The organism is Pseudomonas sp. RIT357, assembly GCF_000632245.1.
Taxonomy (GTDB): domain Bacteria; phylum Pseudomonadota; class Gammaproteobacteria; order Pseudomonadales; family Pseudomonadaceae; genus Aquipseudomonas; species Aquipseudomonas sivasensis.
In genome coordinates this window covers 34,623-51,083 of record NZ_JFYX01000003.1, presented here as the reverse complement: position 1 = coordinate 51,083, position 16,461 = coordinate 34,623, and the positions used below count along the sequence as shown (strand labels likewise).

General features: G+C 59.7%; 12 protein-coding genes. 2 read left to right on the top strand and 10 right to left on the bottom strand.

Annotation, left to right across the window (positions count from 1 at the left end; genetic code table 11):
• Positions 1-145: 145 nt before the first annotated feature.
• Together BW43_RS22660 and BW43_RS22665 are read left to right on the top strand one after the other, a co-directional pair.
• Complete coding sequence (locus BW43_RS22660) at positions 146-757, top strand: hypothetical protein (protein ID WP_032884852.1); 612 nt, start codon at positions 146-148, stop codon at positions 755-757.
• Between the two features lie 16 nt (positions 758-773).
• Entirely contained in the window at positions 774-1,361 is a 588-nt protein-coding gene (locus BW43_RS22665) for a lipoprotein (RefSeq protein WP_032884850.1), read from the top strand.
• Positions 1,362-2,493: 1,132 nt separating this feature from the next.
• On the opposite strand, the gene BW43_RS22670 is transcribed toward BW43_RS22665, so the two are convergent.
• From BW43_RS22670 to BW43_RS22715, 10 genes are all read right to left on the bottom strand, one after another.
• The gene (locus BW43_RS22670; RefSeq protein ID WP_032884849.1) at positions 2,494-5,079 is read right to left on the bottom strand and encodes an autotransporter outer membrane beta-barrel domain-containing protein; all 2,586 of its coding nucleotides are present in this window, start codon (positions 5,077-5,079) and stop codon (positions 2,494-2,496) included.
• A 525-nt stretch (positions 5,080-5,604) separates the two neighbouring features.
• A complete protein-coding gene (locus BW43_RS22675) occupies positions 5,605-6,186 on the bottom strand; it encodes a hypothetical protein (RefSeq protein ID WP_050442800.1) in 582 nt (193 codons plus the stop codon).
• A gap of 25 nt (positions 6,187-6,211) precedes the next feature.
• Positions 6,212-6,637 carry a hypothetical protein gene (locus BW43_RS22680; RefSeq protein ID WP_050442799.1) on the bottom strand — a complete coding sequence of 142 codons (426 nt, stop codon included), beginning with the start codon at positions 6,635-6,637 and terminating at the stop codon, positions 6,212-6,214.
• A 174-nt stretch (positions 6,638-6,811) separates the two neighbouring features.
• Positions 6,812-7,030 (bottom strand): hypothetical protein, encoded by a 219-nt coding sequence (locus BW43_RS22685; RefSeq protein ID WP_032884847.1) that lies wholly within the window; start codon positions 7,028-7,030, stop codon positions 6,812-6,814.
• Between the two features lie 54 nt (positions 7,031-7,084).
• Positions 7,085-7,564 carry a hypothetical protein gene (locus BW43_RS22690; protein ID WP_032884845.1) on the bottom strand — a complete coding sequence of 160 codons (480 nt, stop codon included), beginning with the start codon at positions 7,562-7,564 and terminating at the stop codon, positions 7,085-7,087.
• Between the two features lie 698 nt (positions 7,565-8,262).
• Positions 8,263-8,745 carry a poly-beta-1,6-N-acetyl-D-glucosamine biosynthesis protein PgaD gene (gene pgaD / locus BW43_RS22695; protein ID WP_032884843.1) on the bottom strand — a complete coding sequence of 161 codons (483 nt, stop codon included), beginning with the start codon at positions 8,743-8,745 and terminating at the stop codon, positions 8,263-8,265.
• A 2-nt stretch (positions 8,746-8,747) separates the two neighbouring features.
• Positions 8,748-10,088, bottom strand: coding sequence for a poly-beta-1,6-N-acetyl-D-glucosamine synthase (pgaC, locus tag BW43_RS22700; RefSeq protein ID WP_032884842.1), 1,341 nt, complete (start codon positions 10,086-10,088; stop codon positions 8,748-8,750).
• A gap of 2 nt (positions 10,089-10,090) precedes the next feature.
• The gene (gene pgaB / locus BW43_RS22705) at positions 10,091-12,088 is read right to left on the bottom strand and encodes a poly-beta-1,6-N-acetyl-D-glucosamine N-deacetylase PgaB (protein WP_032884841.1); all 1,998 of its coding nucleotides are present in this window, start codon (positions 12,086-12,088) and stop codon (positions 10,091-10,093) included.
• Positions 12,089-12,100: 12 nt separating this feature from the next.
• Positions 12,101-14,581, bottom strand: coding sequence for a poly-beta-1,6 N-acetyl-D-glucosamine export porin PgaA (pgaA, locus tag BW43_RS22710; RefSeq protein WP_032884840.1), 2,481 nt, complete (start codon positions 14,579-14,581; stop codon positions 12,101-12,103).
• A 318-nt stretch (positions 14,582-14,899) separates the two neighbouring features.
• Positions 14,900-16,396: a YdgA family protein gene (locus BW43_RS22715; RefSeq protein WP_032884838.1), complete on the bottom strand. Its 1,497-nt coding sequence runs from the start codon at positions 16,394-16,396 to the stop codon at positions 14,900-14,902.
• Positions 16,397-16,461 lie beyond the last annotated feature (65 nt).

The window sequence follows — 16,461 nt, the reverse complement described above, 5'->3', positions numbered from 1 at the left end:
GCTTTAAACAATCGCGGCATTTTACGGGGTTGAGAGGGCTTCTCAAGTGCTTTTGGTCGCCTGCGTGCGCCGCCGCACATTCCTCAAGTTGTGTAACATCCTGTCGAGACACTGTTTTGTGTTTGTTTATTAATAGGGATATTGCGTGTTTAAAGTTTTCCTTCGGGCTACGGCCCTGATCGCGACGCTGTCGATGACCGGCTGCGTTTCCTACACCGTCACCGGCCCTATCGCCGCCCCGCTCCACCCGGTAGCTGTCAGCAGTCCACGCAGCGCGCAAATCGCTGATGTGACGGTGAGTGCTGCCGACGTTAACGAGGCCAACAAGGCTGCCATCAGCAGTTCCCTGACGGCCCAGATCAGTCAGTACGTGCGCACTGCGGGTTACTTCAAGCAGGTCACCGAGTATCCGGTACGCCTGGGAGAGCAAGACGTAACGCTCAAATTCAACATGACTTCTCTCAAAGGCCATCGCAGCCCGCACCCGGCGTACGTACCCGGCGCGCTGCTGACGCTGACCATCTGGATCTGGGTCAACGGCCCGATCTACGTCGACAGCTTCGAGGTGGCCGGCGACCTGGTGATCGTCGACCGCAACGGTAAAGAGCTGGCCAAGGCCAAGGATTCGATCAAATTCGAACATAACGTCGGGCTTTACAGCGGCCAATATTGGGCACCTTCGATGGGCGGCCAACAGCTGACCAAACTGGTCGGGCAACTGCTCGATACCGCCACTGCCAACTTGGCCAAGCCATAATTTCAAGGAGCGAAGCATGAAAGGATTGATGAAACACAGCCTGGTACTGGCCGCCGTGTTGTTGACCGGTTGCGTGTCGTATTCACAGCACGAACTGCCAGCCGTGCAACCCTGGCCGCCAACCGCTAACACCCCGGCGCAAAAACCCACGGCGTACGTGCACACCACAGCGCAAAACCACGTCAACGGCGGCCCGGGCAACGCTGCGGTCGGCGCCCCGGTGGTGCTGTGGGAAAAGGCCGTGGCCGATTCCTTTCGCGAGTCCAACCGTTTTACGCGGGTGAGCACCGACAAGGTCGACTCGGATATCTACGTGGATGCCACGCTGCATAACAACGAAGAGTACAGCCCGGTGTCGGCGTTCATCACCGGCTTCACGTTCTTCATCATTCCGTCCACGGCGAAGAATATTTTCACCTTGGAGACGGTGTTCAAAGACAAGGATGGCAAGGAACTGGGTCGGGTCAAAAAGAGCGAATCGGTGCGCACCTGGATGCATCTGGTGCTGATCGTAGGCATCCCATTCCAGGCCGATACACGCGAAGTCGTGGAAGCGCTGACGCGCAGTACGCTGGATGAAGCGGTGCAGCGCAAGTTGCTCTGACCTCACACCACTGAAGCAGGCCCAGTGGGGCTTGTTATGTGATGAACAGAAGCTTTTTTGTGGTGAACAGGGGCATTTTTGTGGTGAGCGGGCTTGCCCCGCGCTGGGCTGCGAAGCAGCCCCTGGTACAAACACTGCGTCCTTTCAGACAGAACGCATTGTCTGGCCGTGGGGCCGCTGCGCAGCCCAGCGCGGGGCAAGCCCGCTCACCACAGATCGGTGTTACAGCCTGCTAACCGGTGCAGCGCAAGTTCCTCTAACCTCACCACACTGAAACAGGCCCAGTGGGACTTGTTATGTGATGAACAGAAGCTTTTTTCTGGTGAGCAGGGGCATTTTTGTGGTGAGCGGGCTTGCCCCGCGCTGGGCTGCGAAGCAGCCCCTGGTACAAACACTGCACCTTTTCAGACAGAACGCATTGTCTGGCCTTGGGGCCGCTTCGCAGCCCAGCGCGGGGCAAGCCCGCTCACCACAGATCGGTGTTGCAACCTGCTAACCCGTGCAGCGCAAGTTGCTCTGACCTCACCCCACTGAAGCAGGCCCAGTGGGGCTTGTTATGCGATGAACAGAAGCTTTTTTGTGGTGAACAGGTGCTTTTTTGTAGTGAGCTGGGGCATTTTTGTGGTGAGCGGGCTTGTCCCGCGCTGGGCTGCGAAGCAGCCCCTGGTAAAAACACCGCATCCTTTCAGACAGAACGCATTGTCTGGCATTGGGGCCGCTGCGCAGCCCAGCGCGGGGCAAGCCCGCTCACCACAGATCGGTGTTGCAGCCTGCTAACCGGTGCAGCGCAAGTTGCTCTGACCTCACACCACTGAGGCAGGCCCAGTGGGGCTTGTTATGTGATGAACAGAAGCTTTCTTGTGGTGAACAGGGGCATTTTTGTGGTGAGCGGGCTTGCCCCGCGCTGGGCTGCGAAGCAGCCCCTGTTACAAACACCGCGTCCTTTCAGACAGAACGCATTGCCTGGCCTTGGGGCCGCTGCGCAGCCCAGCGCGGGGCAAGCCCGCTCACCACGGATAGGTCTTGCAACCTGCTAACCGGTGCAGCGCAAGTTGCTCTGATCACAACCAAAGCAGGGCTGATCTGTGGTGAACAGCCTCACCACAAATCAGTATTACGGCCAGACGGTTGCTTAGAACGCGTAGCGTGCTTTGAGCATTACGCCGTCAGCATCAAAACCACTGCGCGCCTGGCGCGTATAGCTGGCGCCCACGCTGAAGTCCGACACCTGATAGTTAACGCCAACACTGGCCTCATAGCTGTCACGCGCCACCGACGCACCGGTCACGGTAAACGCTGAACCACCGGCCACGAAGCTGGAGGTTTGCGCCACGCGATCACCCATCAGGTCGTGATAGGCCATCAAGGTCGCTTCCGGTTGCAGGCTGCCAGCGCCCATCGGCAGGTTGCCCGCCAGACGCACACCGGCGCCCAACTCACCCACTTCATAACGCTGCGAACGCGTGCTCAGTGCGGCCGAGGAGCCTTTCTCGTCGTAGCCATCCATGCGCACGTTGGAATAACGCGCAGCCACCCGTGGCTCGACCACCACCGCTTGCGACGGCTTGAAGCTGTAGCCACCGATCACACTGGCCGACAACACATTGCTGTCGTAGCTGCCCTTGGCCGTGGTACCGGCGATGTGGCGCTTGCTGTCGTTTTCGTTGTGGCCGTAGCTGAGGCTGCCATCGACAAACCAGTCTTGCAGCGACCAGTTGCCATACAGCGACAGTGCGTGCCCCTCGACGTCGGTCTTGTTGCCCAGGTCCGAATGGATATTCGAATTGAGGTAGCTGTAAGCCACGCCCAGGGTCGTGGTGTCGCTCACACGACTGTCCACACCCACCGCCATGCCGCTGCTGTTGGCCGAGTAGCCGTTGTTGCCGCCGCGACCGTCCTGATCCATGTTGCTGCTTAGGCCCTGCACCCACACACCTCCGGCTTTTTTGGCTTCACGCTGCTCGGTGAGGCGGTTGAAGATCGCGCCGTTGACCACGGTCTGCCCGGACAAGGCGATGTCCAACGCGCCACGGTTGACGTCCGGCGCGAGCTGGTCACCAACCCGTGCCAGTTGGTCGGCGGTGCCGGCGTTGGCCAGCGCCTGGAAGACTGCATCGTCTGCGCTGAGACGGCTCAGGACACCGTTCTTGAAGGTATTGACCGCCGTTGCCGACGCACGGCTCGCGCCCACGCCAGAGAGGTCTGTCTCAACTTGCTGGTCAGCCTTGACCGCCACCACGGCCTTGACCGTCTGCGCATCGGACGAGTAGCTGAGCACATTCAGCAACGCAGAAGAGCTGCCCACGGACAGGCCGTTGTCTTGCACGCTGGTGGCTTGCAACAGGGTGTATTGCGTGCCGTCGTTGGTGCTGGCGAAGTCGCCAGGGTTAGCGCTCACAGTCAGCTTCGACGCCTGGGCGAAATTGGCGGCACCGTTGACGGTCAGGTACGGCGTGGTCGGCACGACGCTGTCGGACAGATGCATATCGATGCCCGCGCCGCTGGCGACGTTGAGGTTGCCGGTGATGGCGGTGCCGGGCGCCGACAGGTTCAGCGACCCTGAGTTGACCGACACCGGTGCGATGATGCGGTTGCCGGTGAACCCCGCCTGGCCGTCGATATTCACCGCGCTCAGGTTGAGTACATCGCCAATGATGTCGCCACCGGTCCAGTTCAGGGTTGCCAGGTTGCGCGCATCGATGGCCGTGCCGGCGTTGCTGCGGATTTCGCCGGCTTGCTGGTTGATCTCGAACGATGACGTTTGATCGGGGCCGACCAGAATCGCCGTGCCATCGGCGATGACCGTGCCACGGTTGACGATGCCGCGCGAACCGCTCGCGCTGTTCTGGGCGAAGGTGGCCTCCAGGAACTCAAAGGCATTGGCATTGGTGCCCTTGGCCTCAAGCGTGCCGGTGTTGAGGATGTAATCGATGGTGCCGTTATAAAAAAATATGCCTTTGGCGTCATTGCCGTTGGCAGAAATCAAACCGCTGTTTTCGATACGCAGCGGGCTGGTATCCGTTTCCACTTCGATGCCCCAAGCGCCTTCACCCGTGGCCTTGATAGTGCCGGAGTTGAGGATCTTGCCGCCGATGGTGGTGGGGGTGAAGTTGTCGCGATCCAGCACGATGCCGATCGCGCCTTCGCCGGCCATGTCGATCAGACCAGTGTTGGACACATCGCCGCCGATGGTGGTGCCGTGCAGGTAAATGCCCTCGCCCCCACCGATATAGAACGGCGGCGGTGCAGGCGCCGACGGTGCCGTCGAAATGATCGTGCCGGAGTTGATCACGCTGCCGCCAATGTTGGTCTTGCCGATTTCCAGGCCTTCGTCGCCACCGTTGTTCATCAGGATGTTACCGGCCTGCACCACGTCACCGGTGACAGAGCCCGGGTTGAGGTTGGGCGGGCCAGTCCAGTACATCGGGTCCAGAGCAAAGCCCCGCACGGTGTAGCCGTCGGCATTCAGCGTGATGTCAGCGCGGTTGATCAACGAACCCTGGATATGGGTATCGGCGACACCCAGCCCGGCTGGGGGCGCACTGGTCGGTGTGGTCACTTGGGTGGTTTGCCCGGTGAGGATCAGCGACTCGTTGTAGGTCTCGCTGACAAACTGGGTCTTGCCCGCGCCAAGGTCCACTTCCACCGCGAGCACCTGCGTGCTGATGGCGCCGACCATGATTGCCAACAGGCTTTTCTGGAACTGCTTACGCTTCATTTCAAACTCCATGAACTACAGGTCAAAGCCGCCAACAGGCCCGGCGGCAGTAGGTGTATCGAGTGAGGGATCAACGGATCCAGAGGCATGCCCTCGGCGCGTTTGCGTAATACGCGCGCGCGGCCATTCGCACCGCACAAGGCAGTGGCGAAGAAGGGAATAGGGGGAAAAAGGCTCACATCAATCCTTAATGTTTTTGAAAACGCTGCAGTCCATGCAGCCCGACCGCGTGCCGGTGGGCGCGGTAAAGACCTTCAAATGTACGAAAAGGTTCAGGATTGTGTCGGAAAGTTGTGTAGTCGATCACAATGCGGCGGTGTTTGCGGGGAGCGGGATTCCACTGGGCGGGGGCTTATCGTCCGGCCGTCGTCCACATGGCCACCGGGTTTGGCGACGATTGAGTGAACCGCTCATCTGCTGGCGATTCTGCTGCGCAACGGCTTTGATCGGCTGGATGCGATCAGTCCAGGCTCAATGCCAACCCGGCCTGAGTTAAATCAGGCGGCCGTGGTGCCGCCCATCCCATCATTGCCCACGGCACACGTTGTAGGCCCGGTTCTCGGCGACCTCTTCCATATGCTTGCCGACGATTGAGTTCAGCACCAACAGGCGTTCCGACTTCCCCGTCGGTCGGTAGGCAGGTCCCTGAGCATCACTGTGCAGACTGAAACCGCTGGCGGCCAACGCCTTGACCAGTTGCGTGCGCTTGAGCACATCGCCGTTGCCACGAAAGTCGCTGACAGTCAGAAACACGATGCGGTCTTTCTGCAACAGCCAGACCGGCCGATCACTGGTCTGGCTTTCGAAGATGTAGGCACAGTCCACAACGGCAGCGGAAAAACTGGCCTGGCGAACATAACGCCCACTCTCATACCCCACCAGCGTCACCAGCCCAGGTTGCACCACGGCGATTGCATCCTTTGTCTGGCCGCCCTCCTGAACGCCGTAGTTCGTATAAGCCCAGCGCAACCTTGTGAACTCAGCGGGCGTCGCCTCCAGCGCCAGGTCGGCCCGGATCCGCGCCTGATCTTCCGCACCCCGGTAAGGCAGGCCCTGGCAGCCCGCGAGCGCCGTCAGGCAAAGGAGGATAAAAGCTCTGTACAGCATCTGAAATGTCCTTGTTTGTTGATTGTCAGCCACAGGATTTACCGCCATCAAAACGGTCCGCGAGGCTGCGCACCTGGGCCAGATTGCCGGGTTGGATCATGATGGTATTAGCGTCCAGCAATGCGCGCTCAGGCTCAATCCAAAGCGTGCCGACCAAATAGGCGGCCGCTGCTGCGAGCACCACCACCCCAGCAATCCGACTGACCATAAATCGCAGCGTTGCCCGCGGCGTGCGAGGCTGCTCAAACACAAACGCGAACAACAGCCCGATGGCGCACCACAAAACACCGGCCGCCGCCGAGCCCAACATTGACGCACGCCTATCGAAGTAGACCCAGACCAGCATGAACGCAGTGGCACTGACGGCCATTACCAGCAGGCACAACCCCTGCGCGACTCGACAGCCGATACTCAACGTGCGCGCCAGTGGTGTCGGAATACGGGGATTCATTGATCATCCTTGAAGAGAGAAAATAACTCAGCGCGCCGATTATCCGGGTTGTCGAGGCCAGTCGTCCTGCACATTATAGCGACACACTAGTTTAAATTAAAAAAGCAGTTTCACTTAATAGCTCACCGATCAGAGTTACACCCTAACCAAGAGGTCTCTTCTATTACAGGAACACTAACGGACATTAAAAAACCAAAGCACGAAACCTAAAGCAAATCCAGCCACGGCCATTTGCAGATAGAAAAATACATGCGCCTCCAAGAGGCTAATAATATCCTCACCACCACTCAGCCAATAACCCGCTATCTGAAAAAATGCACACATAGACACTAGCGCTAACGCCGAGGCGCAAGGCAGATAAACGGCTACCCACCAGGGTTCATTTTTTCTCATGGCCACTCCTTGCTATGTAAATACGCTGTCTCCTTTCAACTTTATGCAGAGACGCTAAGTACGACGACACTTCCATACAATTGCATAAGGCAACTCATCATCCAGCGAGTCTAGCGACCGAAAATGATACACCACTGACGCGCTCTCCAAGCTTTTATGAATAAAGGCGCCATCAGACATTATTCGATAAGAAGCATGCTCCATGACGTCACCCATCGCCGTCAATGCTTGTTTTATTTGACTATAGGTCGCCCCTGCCCGCTCAGGTATTAGCACTTCTGGTGGATAACCGAGAGCCATATCATCACTTTCAACTTCTCTGAAACAGGCTCGCCGAAACGCACCCTGACTGGCAGCCCAGTAAAACGAGAGCACCCTCAGCGTGTCCTGTCCGTTCTCATTAATCACATCGGCCAGACAGTATTGAGTGTCTGAAATGCTGTAGACACCCTCATCAATGAGTGAACGGGAGCCCTCGGGTATATCAAGGACATCATCCTGTTTGAATCTAAGCAAGCGAGGCCATTGGATCATCACCGTGACTTCCTGATTTATTTGATAAATTCGTGGTTCCCTGTCAACTAGCAGGGCAATGGGAAAACCACAGGGATCAGACCACTATTAATGTAACCGTGGTCTGACCCCTATTTCAAGGACAGGGAAACTAACATCAAACTTTGACCAACCAAAGAATCCGAGCTAGTTGGACATTCGCGCTACTTGAAGCCCCAACACATTAATTGATAACAATAAATAATCATCAAAAAGTTTGGCGACCGGAGACCGAATCTATTAATCCGACAGGCGGCAGCTGTTTTGATATCGATTCGTCGGAGAACTTAGAAGCTGCCACTAGTTGGCCGCCAAGTTATTGCGCAGTAAATTAGTAATGGGAAATGCAGAAAAGTTCGCGGGGTGGGCCTGGGAATTGGATCGCAATAATCACTATTGGCAGGCTGAAACAGCCGCCGATGAGGGAGTTTCAGCTAATAATTCTATAACTGACCCACCGCTACCGGTGCATGGATATAGACGCAAATATTAAAGGCTGCCACACGACTCTGTGGTGAGCGGGCTTGCCCCGCGCTGGGTTGCGAAGCAGCCCCATTAAGACCGGCGCGTTTACTCAGTAAAACGGCGGTGGCAGGTTTTAGGGCGGCTTCGCAGCCCAGCGCGGGGCAAGTCCGTTCACTTCAGAGTTATGGGTCGGCCTTTAGGCGTTGTTTAGCGCACTAGCTGGCGTCTTTGTTCTGGACAGCGCCAGGTACCAAGGTCAATCCAGGTTTCTCCACGTCACGAGAGACATGGGATTTCACTTCTGACACGCCGCCCTCTTCGTCGTTATGAATCACCAGCACGCCTGGCCGGCGCAGTTGCTCCAGGTCGCCTTCTGCCAGGCTGAAGCTTTCGCTCAGGCTCTTATCGCTGAGGGCCTTGGCCTGGGCGCGACGCTGGGCGAACTTGCGCCCCTTGCGCTGCTGGTAGCGTGCCCAACTGACTAGGATCACGGCGTTGAACAACGCGATCCAGAGGTAGATCTGCAAGGTGTTGAGCGCCGCAAAAATCGGCGCGTCAATGCGCGGGCCGCCGTGGGTATCCAGCATCGAGGTAATCCCTCGCGCCAGCAGCCAAACCAATCCGGCCCAGGCCATCAGGGTCAACACCACGTCGATGATCCACATGACGGTACTTTGGCGAGTTCTGACCAGTTTCATGATCACGCCTCCTCTTCAACAGGTTTGATGCCACGGTCCGGGCTGACCCAGCGCGCGCGCTTCTGGTGCTGGTTGAACAGCACCTTGGGGAAACTGACCAGGGTGGTGAACAGACTGACCAGCCAGAACACCATCGGGTACCACACGGTCCAGAACAGGGTTTTCCACAGGTCTTTCTCGTAGCGGCGGTCGATCAGGATGCTCACGGCAAATTGCAGCAGGCATACCATCGCCAACACCAGGCCGGTAAACGCGGGCGGCATCAGTGAGTCCACCGCGATCGCCTGGGGCAGCGGCGTGAATTTGCCCACGCCCCAAAAGATGACCGACAGCATGAAAGTGAACGCCCAACCGGTGGACAGGCAGTATTCGAACAACAGCGGCCACAGGTAGCGGTGACGCCATTGCCAGATGCCACGGATGTTTTTGAACAGTACTTCGGCGCCACCCTGGGCCCAGCGCAGCCGTTGTTTCCAGAGGCCGCCGACGGTTTCGGGCATCAGAATCCAGCACAGCGCGCGGGGCTCGTAGAAGATGCTCCAGTGGTCGAGTTGCAGCTTCCAACTGACGTCGATGTCCTCGGTGATCATGTCGGTGGACCAGTAGTCGATGCGGTCCAGCGCCTTTTTACGAAACGCCACCACCACACCCGACACGGTGAAGATCCGACCAAACACTCGTTGCGTGCGCTTGATCAAGCCAATGATCGACGAGAACTCGCCCACCTGCACGCGGCCGATCAAGGTCGAGCGTGTGCGGATACGAGGGTTGCCGGTCACGGCACCCAAGCGCGGGTTGTCGAGCATCGGCGCGACCATATAAGCCGCCGCGTTTTTATCGAGCAATGCATCACCGTCGATGCACACCAGGTATTCACTGCGCGCCGCCACGGCGCCCATGCGCAAGGCCACGGCCTTGCCCTGGTTCTGCGCCAGGTGCAGCACCCGCAGGCGTGGATGCTCCAGCGCCAGGGCGTCGAGCACTGCGGCGGTGTTGTCTTTGGAACCGTCGTTGACCGCGATCACTTCGATGTTCGGGTACATCTGACCGAGGGCCGCATGAATGGTGTCGGCGGCGTTATCACCCTCGTTGTAGCAAGGGATGATGATCGAGATCAGCGGGTTGCCGGCCAGGGTCGGCGCCGGGGTGTCTTCTTCCCAGGGCCAGTGGCGCTCCCAGTGCAGCCAGAAGTACAAGCCGCCGGAGATCCACAGCGCCGACATGAACAGCGGGTAGAAAAACACGAAGTCCATCAGGAACTGCCCGGTGACCAGGAAGATCAGTCCCAGGGGCACGCCTAATACCAGTGCCAGCACGAATAAAGCCAGGATTCTGTCGAACATGGTCAAGGGTTCCATTGGTTGGAAAGGGCCGGACGCACAGTCTTCAGGTCCGGGGAGTTTTCCAGGAAATTGTCCGGGTAGTAGCCAAAACTCGTGACACCCTGGCGCTTGAGTACACCCATCCATTCAGCCATTTGCTCGGCGGACAGGTCGGGGGCTGCCGGGGTGCGCCAGTCTTTGGCTTGCAGTTCGAATACCGTTCGCTGCATCGCACCGGGGCGGGCTTTGACCGTCGCCACCAGTTTCTCCAGCCAGGCGTTGGAGTTCTTCAGCGTCTCCCCTTCCATCAGCGGCATGGCCATGGGCGCGGTCCAGTCGTAGGTCTGGAGGAAATCGTCGAGGTTCTGCGCGAACCAGGCTTCGCTTTCTGGGTTGAGCATCGGCTGCGCGAAGATGTTGCGCGCGGTCAGCACCTGCGGCCCAGAGATAGCGCGGACCTTGGCGGTCAGCTCCTTGGTGAAGTCGATCAGGTAGCGGCTCTTGAAGCGCGTCCAGCGCTGCATCACCGCAGGGTCGGCGCGCAGGGCCTCGATGCTGCCCGGCAGGCCGTTGGCAGCATAGGCCTTGAGCGCGGCGGGGCTGGCGTCTTCGAAGTCCGAGAACACCGCATCGTCGTGGTACAGCACACCGTCGATGGCACTGTTGCGCGCCAGGTCTTCATAGATCTCGCCAATGATTTTGCGCACTTGCGGGTCGAACGGCGACAGGCGTTTGTATTGATCCGGGTCGATGCCCACTTTGCCGGTTTCCGGGTCCCAGCGCGTCACACGCGGCAGCTTGGGATCAAGGGCGAAACTCAGCACTGGCATCCAGGCATACACGCTGGCATGGGCACGGGTGTGCAGTTGCCAGGCGACGCGGTTGAACAGGTCGGCGCGCACTGGCAGGTGGCGGTTGGGGAAGTACAGCGAGCGGACCAGGCCGTCACCCTTGGGGTCGGCGAAGGCTTGCAGGAACACCGTGCCGGCGCCCATGTCCACCACGCGCTGCACCAACTGGTCGAGGTTGCGCGCCTGTTGGGCCGGGTCCGGGTCGTAGACGTTATCCAGGTCCACATGCAACACCCGCAGCGGTGCCGGGGTTTGCACAGCGACGATGCTGTTGGCGAAATGCTCGCCGTCCGGGTCGGAGGCCACCAGAAAGCGCGGGCTGTTCATCAGGTCATCGGAGCTGTCGAGGCCGTCTTCCAAGGTCAGGGCCATTTGGTAGCCCTGCTCGCCAACGATGGCCAGCGAGGTGCCTTTGGCGGCGCCGTACGGCCATACCCAGACCCGTGGTTTCTTGCCGGTCACGGTTTGGATCTTGTTGGAGATCGCGACCACATCCGCACGCAACCGCGCATCGAACTGGGCCTGGCTTTCATAACGACCGGTGGCCGGGTCATAACGCAGGGAAGTCGCAGCTGGCTCCAGGTTGCCCTGGGGGTTGGCCAGGATGCCTTTGTGATTGGCATCGGTGTGCGCGGCGATTTCCACCAGGCCGGACTGGGACACTTCGCGAATCTGCTGCCAGGTCAGGAACTCACCACGCGGCCGGGGTGAACCGGCAAAATCCACCGGCTGGTTGAGCGGTGTGTCGATCCAGCTGCCCACCGGCGCCAGCAACGCCGGCCAGTGGTAGGCGCGCAGAATAGGCAGCACGCGGGTGTAGAAGCTCGAATAGCCGTCGTCGAAGCTGAGCATGATTGCTTTGGGCGGCAATGCCGGGCCGCCACGGCGGGCGGCCAGGATCTGATCAACGCTGACTGCCTGGTAGCCGTTCTCGCGCAACCAAGCCAACTGCTCGATCAAACGCTCGGTACGCACCGCCACCACGGCCTGGTCAGGATCACGATCCGACACATCGTGGTAGGCAATGCCCAGGAAGTGGTTTTTCGGCCACGCCTGTTCGTTGAGCGGTGTCGGCCGCTCGGCGGGTGGAGTGAAAGGTGCGGGTTGCTGGGCGCAGGCACTGGCCAGCAATACGCCCAGAACCAACAAGCAACGGCTGAGGAAGGTCATGGTCAGGCTCTTTTAGAAACGGTAAGTGAGGTCGACGAGCAGGCGCAGATCGCGTTCGCGATCACCGTCGTAAGGTCGGCTGATCAGGCTCAGGTTGGCGCCAGCGTCGAGTACATCGTTCCAGCGATAGCGTTGGCCGTAGCCGATCAACGCCATGCCGCCGGTGGAGTAATCGCGCTGGCTATAGGTACCCGCACCGACCTGGAACTGCTGACTCCACTGGGTCTCGTAGCGGTGATAGAGCACATGGTTGATGTTGATGACGGGCAGCACGGTCAAATCCGACTTCGGATTGAAGTACACCGTGTCTTCCTTGCTGTTGCGGCTGGCGCCGACTTCCAGGCCCAGGTCCACTTGCACTCGCGGCGAGCTGTAGAGGCCTTCGCGGCCGCTGAGCAAGGCTTCGAAGCGGTCGTTGCCGTCGCTGAAGTGGGACGGGCTGAGGGTCAGTTTCCACTCGCGGCTTTCGTTGGCGCGCCAGCGAATAAAACCGCTGCCGCCGTTGGCGGTGATGCCATCATTCAGCGCGCGCAACGGCGTGGTGCTCAGCAGGTAGCCGAGGCTGCCGCCGTATTGCCAGTTGTCGTTGATGTCGCGGGCAATCGAGATCGCGGCGCCTTGTTTGGAGCCATCGCCGTAGGAATGGTTGGATACCTCGGCTTCGATGGTCATGTCACGGGTGCGCCGCTCCACGCCGACAACCTGCCAACGATGCTGGCCGGTACCCTCTTCGAAATCTGCGCGGGCATAGCCGGCACCGGCAAACAGGCGCCAGTCTTCGTCGATAGGCGGCGTGTAGAGACGGCTTTCGATGCCCCAGTCACGGCTCCCCGACACCGCACCCGCTTCGCTGTCGTTACCGCCGCCGAAGCTTTTACCCGTGTAGGCCTCGACGCGCAGCTCGGCCATGTCATGCACATCGCGCAGGCGGCTGAGGCGCTGCACCTGACGGTTATCCGGGTTGCGCGCAACCACGTCGTCGGTGAGCACGTCGAGCTGGCGCCACTCCTGCAGGTCCATGGCGGTGTAGGCCTGGCTCACTTCCAGGCCGATGTCGCGCGGGGCCTGGGCTTCGGTTTCCTTGAGAATGCCTTCGGCGCGCCGGGGCAGATCGCGGGCGCGGTACATGTCAGCCTGGGCCAGACGCAGGCCGACGTTGCCCGGTGCTTTTGCTACCAGCGCTTCCAAACCGGCTTCGCTGCCCGGCAGGTCGCCACCGTAGACGCCGGCCTGGGCCGACAGTTGCTGGGCGTCCATCCACGCGTCGTTGGGGTTGCCGATGGGCAAGCCCTTGAGTTCGACCCGAGGGTTCTGGCTGTTGGCGAGTCCTTTGGCGACCTCGTTGGCATCCTCGCCTTTGTCGCTTTCCTGCAACGCGTAGAACAGCGCGGTGGTGTCTTCGACCCGATCTTCGGGCTCCGCGTCGGTGGCGCTCAGCGCCTGGCGATACAGCGGCTCGGCTTTTTCCGGCTGGCGCTGGTCGAGGTAGGACGCGGCCACCCAACGCACGGCGTAGGTAGGCAGTTGCACACCTTCGGCCTTAAGCGTTTCGTACTCGCGAATCACCTCGGCGGTACGTGCACGCGCCTTGAGTGCACCCAGGCGGTCGATGCGCCAGCGCACCACATCGTCATGGGCGGTGGCGTCCGGGGTCCAGCGAGCGAGCAGTTTGTCGTAGTCCGCCAGGGCGCGGTCGGCAATCACATAGCGTTCTTTTTCGCTGCGCGTGGCGAACTCGGCCATGCGCACCCGTTCGGCGGCGAGGTCACCTTCGAGGCGGCGCTGGGTCACCGGGTCCAGCAGGCCCGGACGCTGGGCCGACAGGCGCAAAGCGGCTTCCGGCAAGCGAGCCTTTTGCAGGGCGACGATGTATTCGCGGGCGACTTCAGGCTTGTCGCCAGCACGGATAAACGCCTGATCGAATTCAAACAGCGCGTCGTAGTTCAAGCCGGCGCGGGTCAGCGCATACCCCAGGGCCATGCGCCGGTTGGGGTCGTCTGGCTTGGCGGCCACCAGCGCGCGGGTGCGTTGCACGGCTTCATTGGCTTTGCCGCCGTCAGCCTGGGTCAGGGCCAGGCCCAGTTGCAGGTCGACGTTATTTGGTTCACGCAGCAGCGCCTGGCGATAGGTCGCCTCAGCCTGGGGCCACTGCTTTTGATTGCGATAGGTGCGCGCCACGGTGGCGAGCGCCTGGGTACTGAGGTTGCGATGTTTACCCTCAGCTTCGTACACCTTCAGCACTTCGGCGTCCTGCCCGGCCCAACCGGCGATCACCACATGATCGCTGACCTGGCCTGGCGTCTGGCGCTCGGCAGACAGCTGACGCAATTGCGTAAGGGCGGGTGTGAAGTTGCCGTTGCGCGCCTGGATAATCAGCGCGTCATAGGCCGGATCGGCCATGGCGAAAGTGGGCATCAACAGCTGGCTGCATAAAGCTGCCCCGATGAGCAGTCGCAACCGGCCTGATGCACTGAGTGGTAGGTTTCGCAACATATCGTGAGCTTCCTTACACACGGAAAGCTGTAACGATAGGTGATCCTGAGCGACATGCTACAGGGTGCCGGCGTCTAATGACCCGGCCTAGCTTTCCTGTGTGAACTATCTCTTAGGAAAGTAGGGAGAAGACCAATTCAGAACAATTGTTCAGAATTGATGGGTAGCCGCTGAGTCGGGCCTGCACAAAACAAATGTGGGAGCGGGCTTGCTCGCGAATACGCAGTGGTGACTGATCCACTGCATTCGCGGGCAAGCCCGCTCCCACATTTTGACTGCATTTCAAGCAGCCTCACGAAGAGGCCGGGTGTTGAGGCGTTACTGTGCGCCGCTGACCGCACCGACTTTGGCCATTACAAAACCAATGAATTGCTCGACGGTCATCTTCTGGCCGTTGAACGTCACTTCATTGTTGGCGTAGTGCAGCTTGGAGACCACGTCGCTACCGACCAAAGTTGCCAACTGCGTGCCAACCGCCATGCCGCTGACCATCTCGGCGGCCATCTGGGATTGCTGCTCGATGGCTTTAGGGTCGGTCACGCCACCGAGTTGGGCTTGCAGTGCGGAAACGTCAGCGATCATCGGCTTGGAAAGGGTCAGATTGGCATCCAGCAGCGCAATCATCTGCTTGCCCAGCTCAACTGGCGGCAGTTCCATGGACACCGGTTTAGCCAGGTCTACCAGCAGGCTGAACTTGCTTTCACCGTGGGTGGTTTTCAGCGACAGGTTTTCCACAGCCACTTGCGGCTTGGCAGCCAGGACCTGATTGACGTTGGCTTCAGCCAGGGCTTGCTCGGCTTCAGTCAGTTGCAGCTCGGGGGCAGGCTGGTTGGCGGCGGCGGCGGCTTGCACGGGTTGCATCTTGTCCTGGTACAGCTTGGTCAGCACCAGCATGGCCGGGATGTCGACATTCTTCATGCTCACGGCCAAGGCCGCCGAACCTACAGGTTTACCCTGGTAGCCGATCTCGTCGATCTTGTAGTCGACACGGCCGGCCAGGTTGTTGTCCTTGGTTTCGCTGGAGTCTTTCTGCTCGAAGCCTTTGACGGTCAGCACGGCTTTCTGCGGGCCGAAGGTGAACTTGCTGTCGGTCAGCTCAACGGTGTTTTGCCCGGTGTAGAAGCCGAAGGTGGATTTTTCCAGGTTGCTGGCGATGGTCAACCCAGACAGCTCAGCTTCGAAGTGTTCGCCCTTGGCGTCTACCGCGGCGACCTTGACGCTGTTCATGAAGCCGTCGGCCTTGACCTTCTGGCCTTCGGCAGTGCTGTCGAAATTCATGTTTGCGCCGGAGAAGCTCACCGAAGACGTATCGTCCTTGAACTCCAGGGGCAGCAATTCGATATTGCCGTTGACCGAACGGGTGTAACCAATGTTGGCCACGCCTTTGAGTGGAGATACGTCTTTGGCGGCGGCGAACCACTTCTCGGTGGTGGCGTTCTTTTCCAGCTCGTAGTGACTGGTGGCCATGACCGGCAGCCACTTGAGTGTCACCAGGCGCGAGAACGGCAGCGGGCCGTGTTCGATATGGTCGACGAACAGCAGTTCCGGATTAGGGTTTTCTTCGCCGAAGACCGAACCCTGGCCTTTCAAGCGGTAATGGGCGGTGCTGCTGAACACGCCACGGTCCAGGGAGACCAGCTCCAGGGCCACAGTGCCATCGACGCCGGCCATGGAGGTCTGCAGTTCCTTGTTGGCGTTCTGGATCGCGGTTTGCAGCACTGGCTCCAGTTGTTTACCGGTGTACCAGGCGCCGCCTGCACTGACGACGCCTACGGCGACAACAAAACCCAAAAGAACGACTGCTGGCTTATTCATGAAGTGACCTGATCAAATCCTGTGAGAAGTGGGCTGTCTTCCTTGAACCCCGATGGGGTTGGCTC

Excerpts from the sequence above, each read along its gene's own strand:
- BW43_RS22665 (WP_032884850.1), top strand. The coding sequence starts at position 774 with ATGAAAGGATTGATGAAACACAGCCTGGTACTGGCCGCCGTGTTGTTG.
- BW43_RS22670 (WP_032884849.1), bottom strand. The coding sequence starts at position 5,079 with ATGAAGCGTAAGCAGTTCCAGAAAAGCCTGTTGGCAATCATGGTCGGC.
- BW43_RS22675 (WP_050442800.1), bottom strand. The coding sequence starts at position 6,186 with ATGCTGTACAGAGCTTTTATCCTCCTTTGCCTGACGGCGCTCGCGGGC.
- BW43_RS22680 (WP_050442799.1), bottom strand. The coding sequence starts at position 6,637 with ATGAATCCCCGTATTCCGACACCACTGGCGCGCACGTTGAGTATCGGC.
- BW43_RS22685 (WP_032884847.1), bottom strand. The coding sequence starts at position 7,030 with ATGAGAAAAAATGAACCCTGGTGGGTAGCCGTTTATCTGCCTTGCGCC.
- BW43_RS22690 (WP_032884845.1), bottom strand. The coding sequence starts at position 7,564 with ATGATCCAATGGCCTCGCTTGCTTAGATTCAAACAGGATGATGTCCTT.
- pgaD (WP_032884843.1), bottom strand. The coding sequence starts at position 8,745 with ATGAAACTGGTCAGAACTCGCCAAAGTACCGTCATGTGGATCATCGAC.
- pgaC (WP_032884842.1), bottom strand. The coding sequence starts at position 10,088 with ATGTTCGACAGAATCCTGGCTTTATTCGTGCTGGCACTGGTATTAGGC.
- pgaB (WP_032884841.1), bottom strand. The coding sequence starts at position 12,088 with ATGACCTTCCTCAGCCGTTGCTTGTTGGTTCTGGGCGTATTGCTGGCC.
- pgaA (WP_032884840.1), bottom strand. The coding sequence starts at position 14,581 with ATGTTGCGAAACCTACCACTCAGTGCATCAGGCCGGTTGCGACTGCTC.
- BW43_RS22715 (WP_032884838.1), bottom strand. The coding sequence starts at position 16,396 with ATGAATAAGCCAGCAGTCGTTCTTTTGGGTTTTGTTGTCGCCGTAGGC.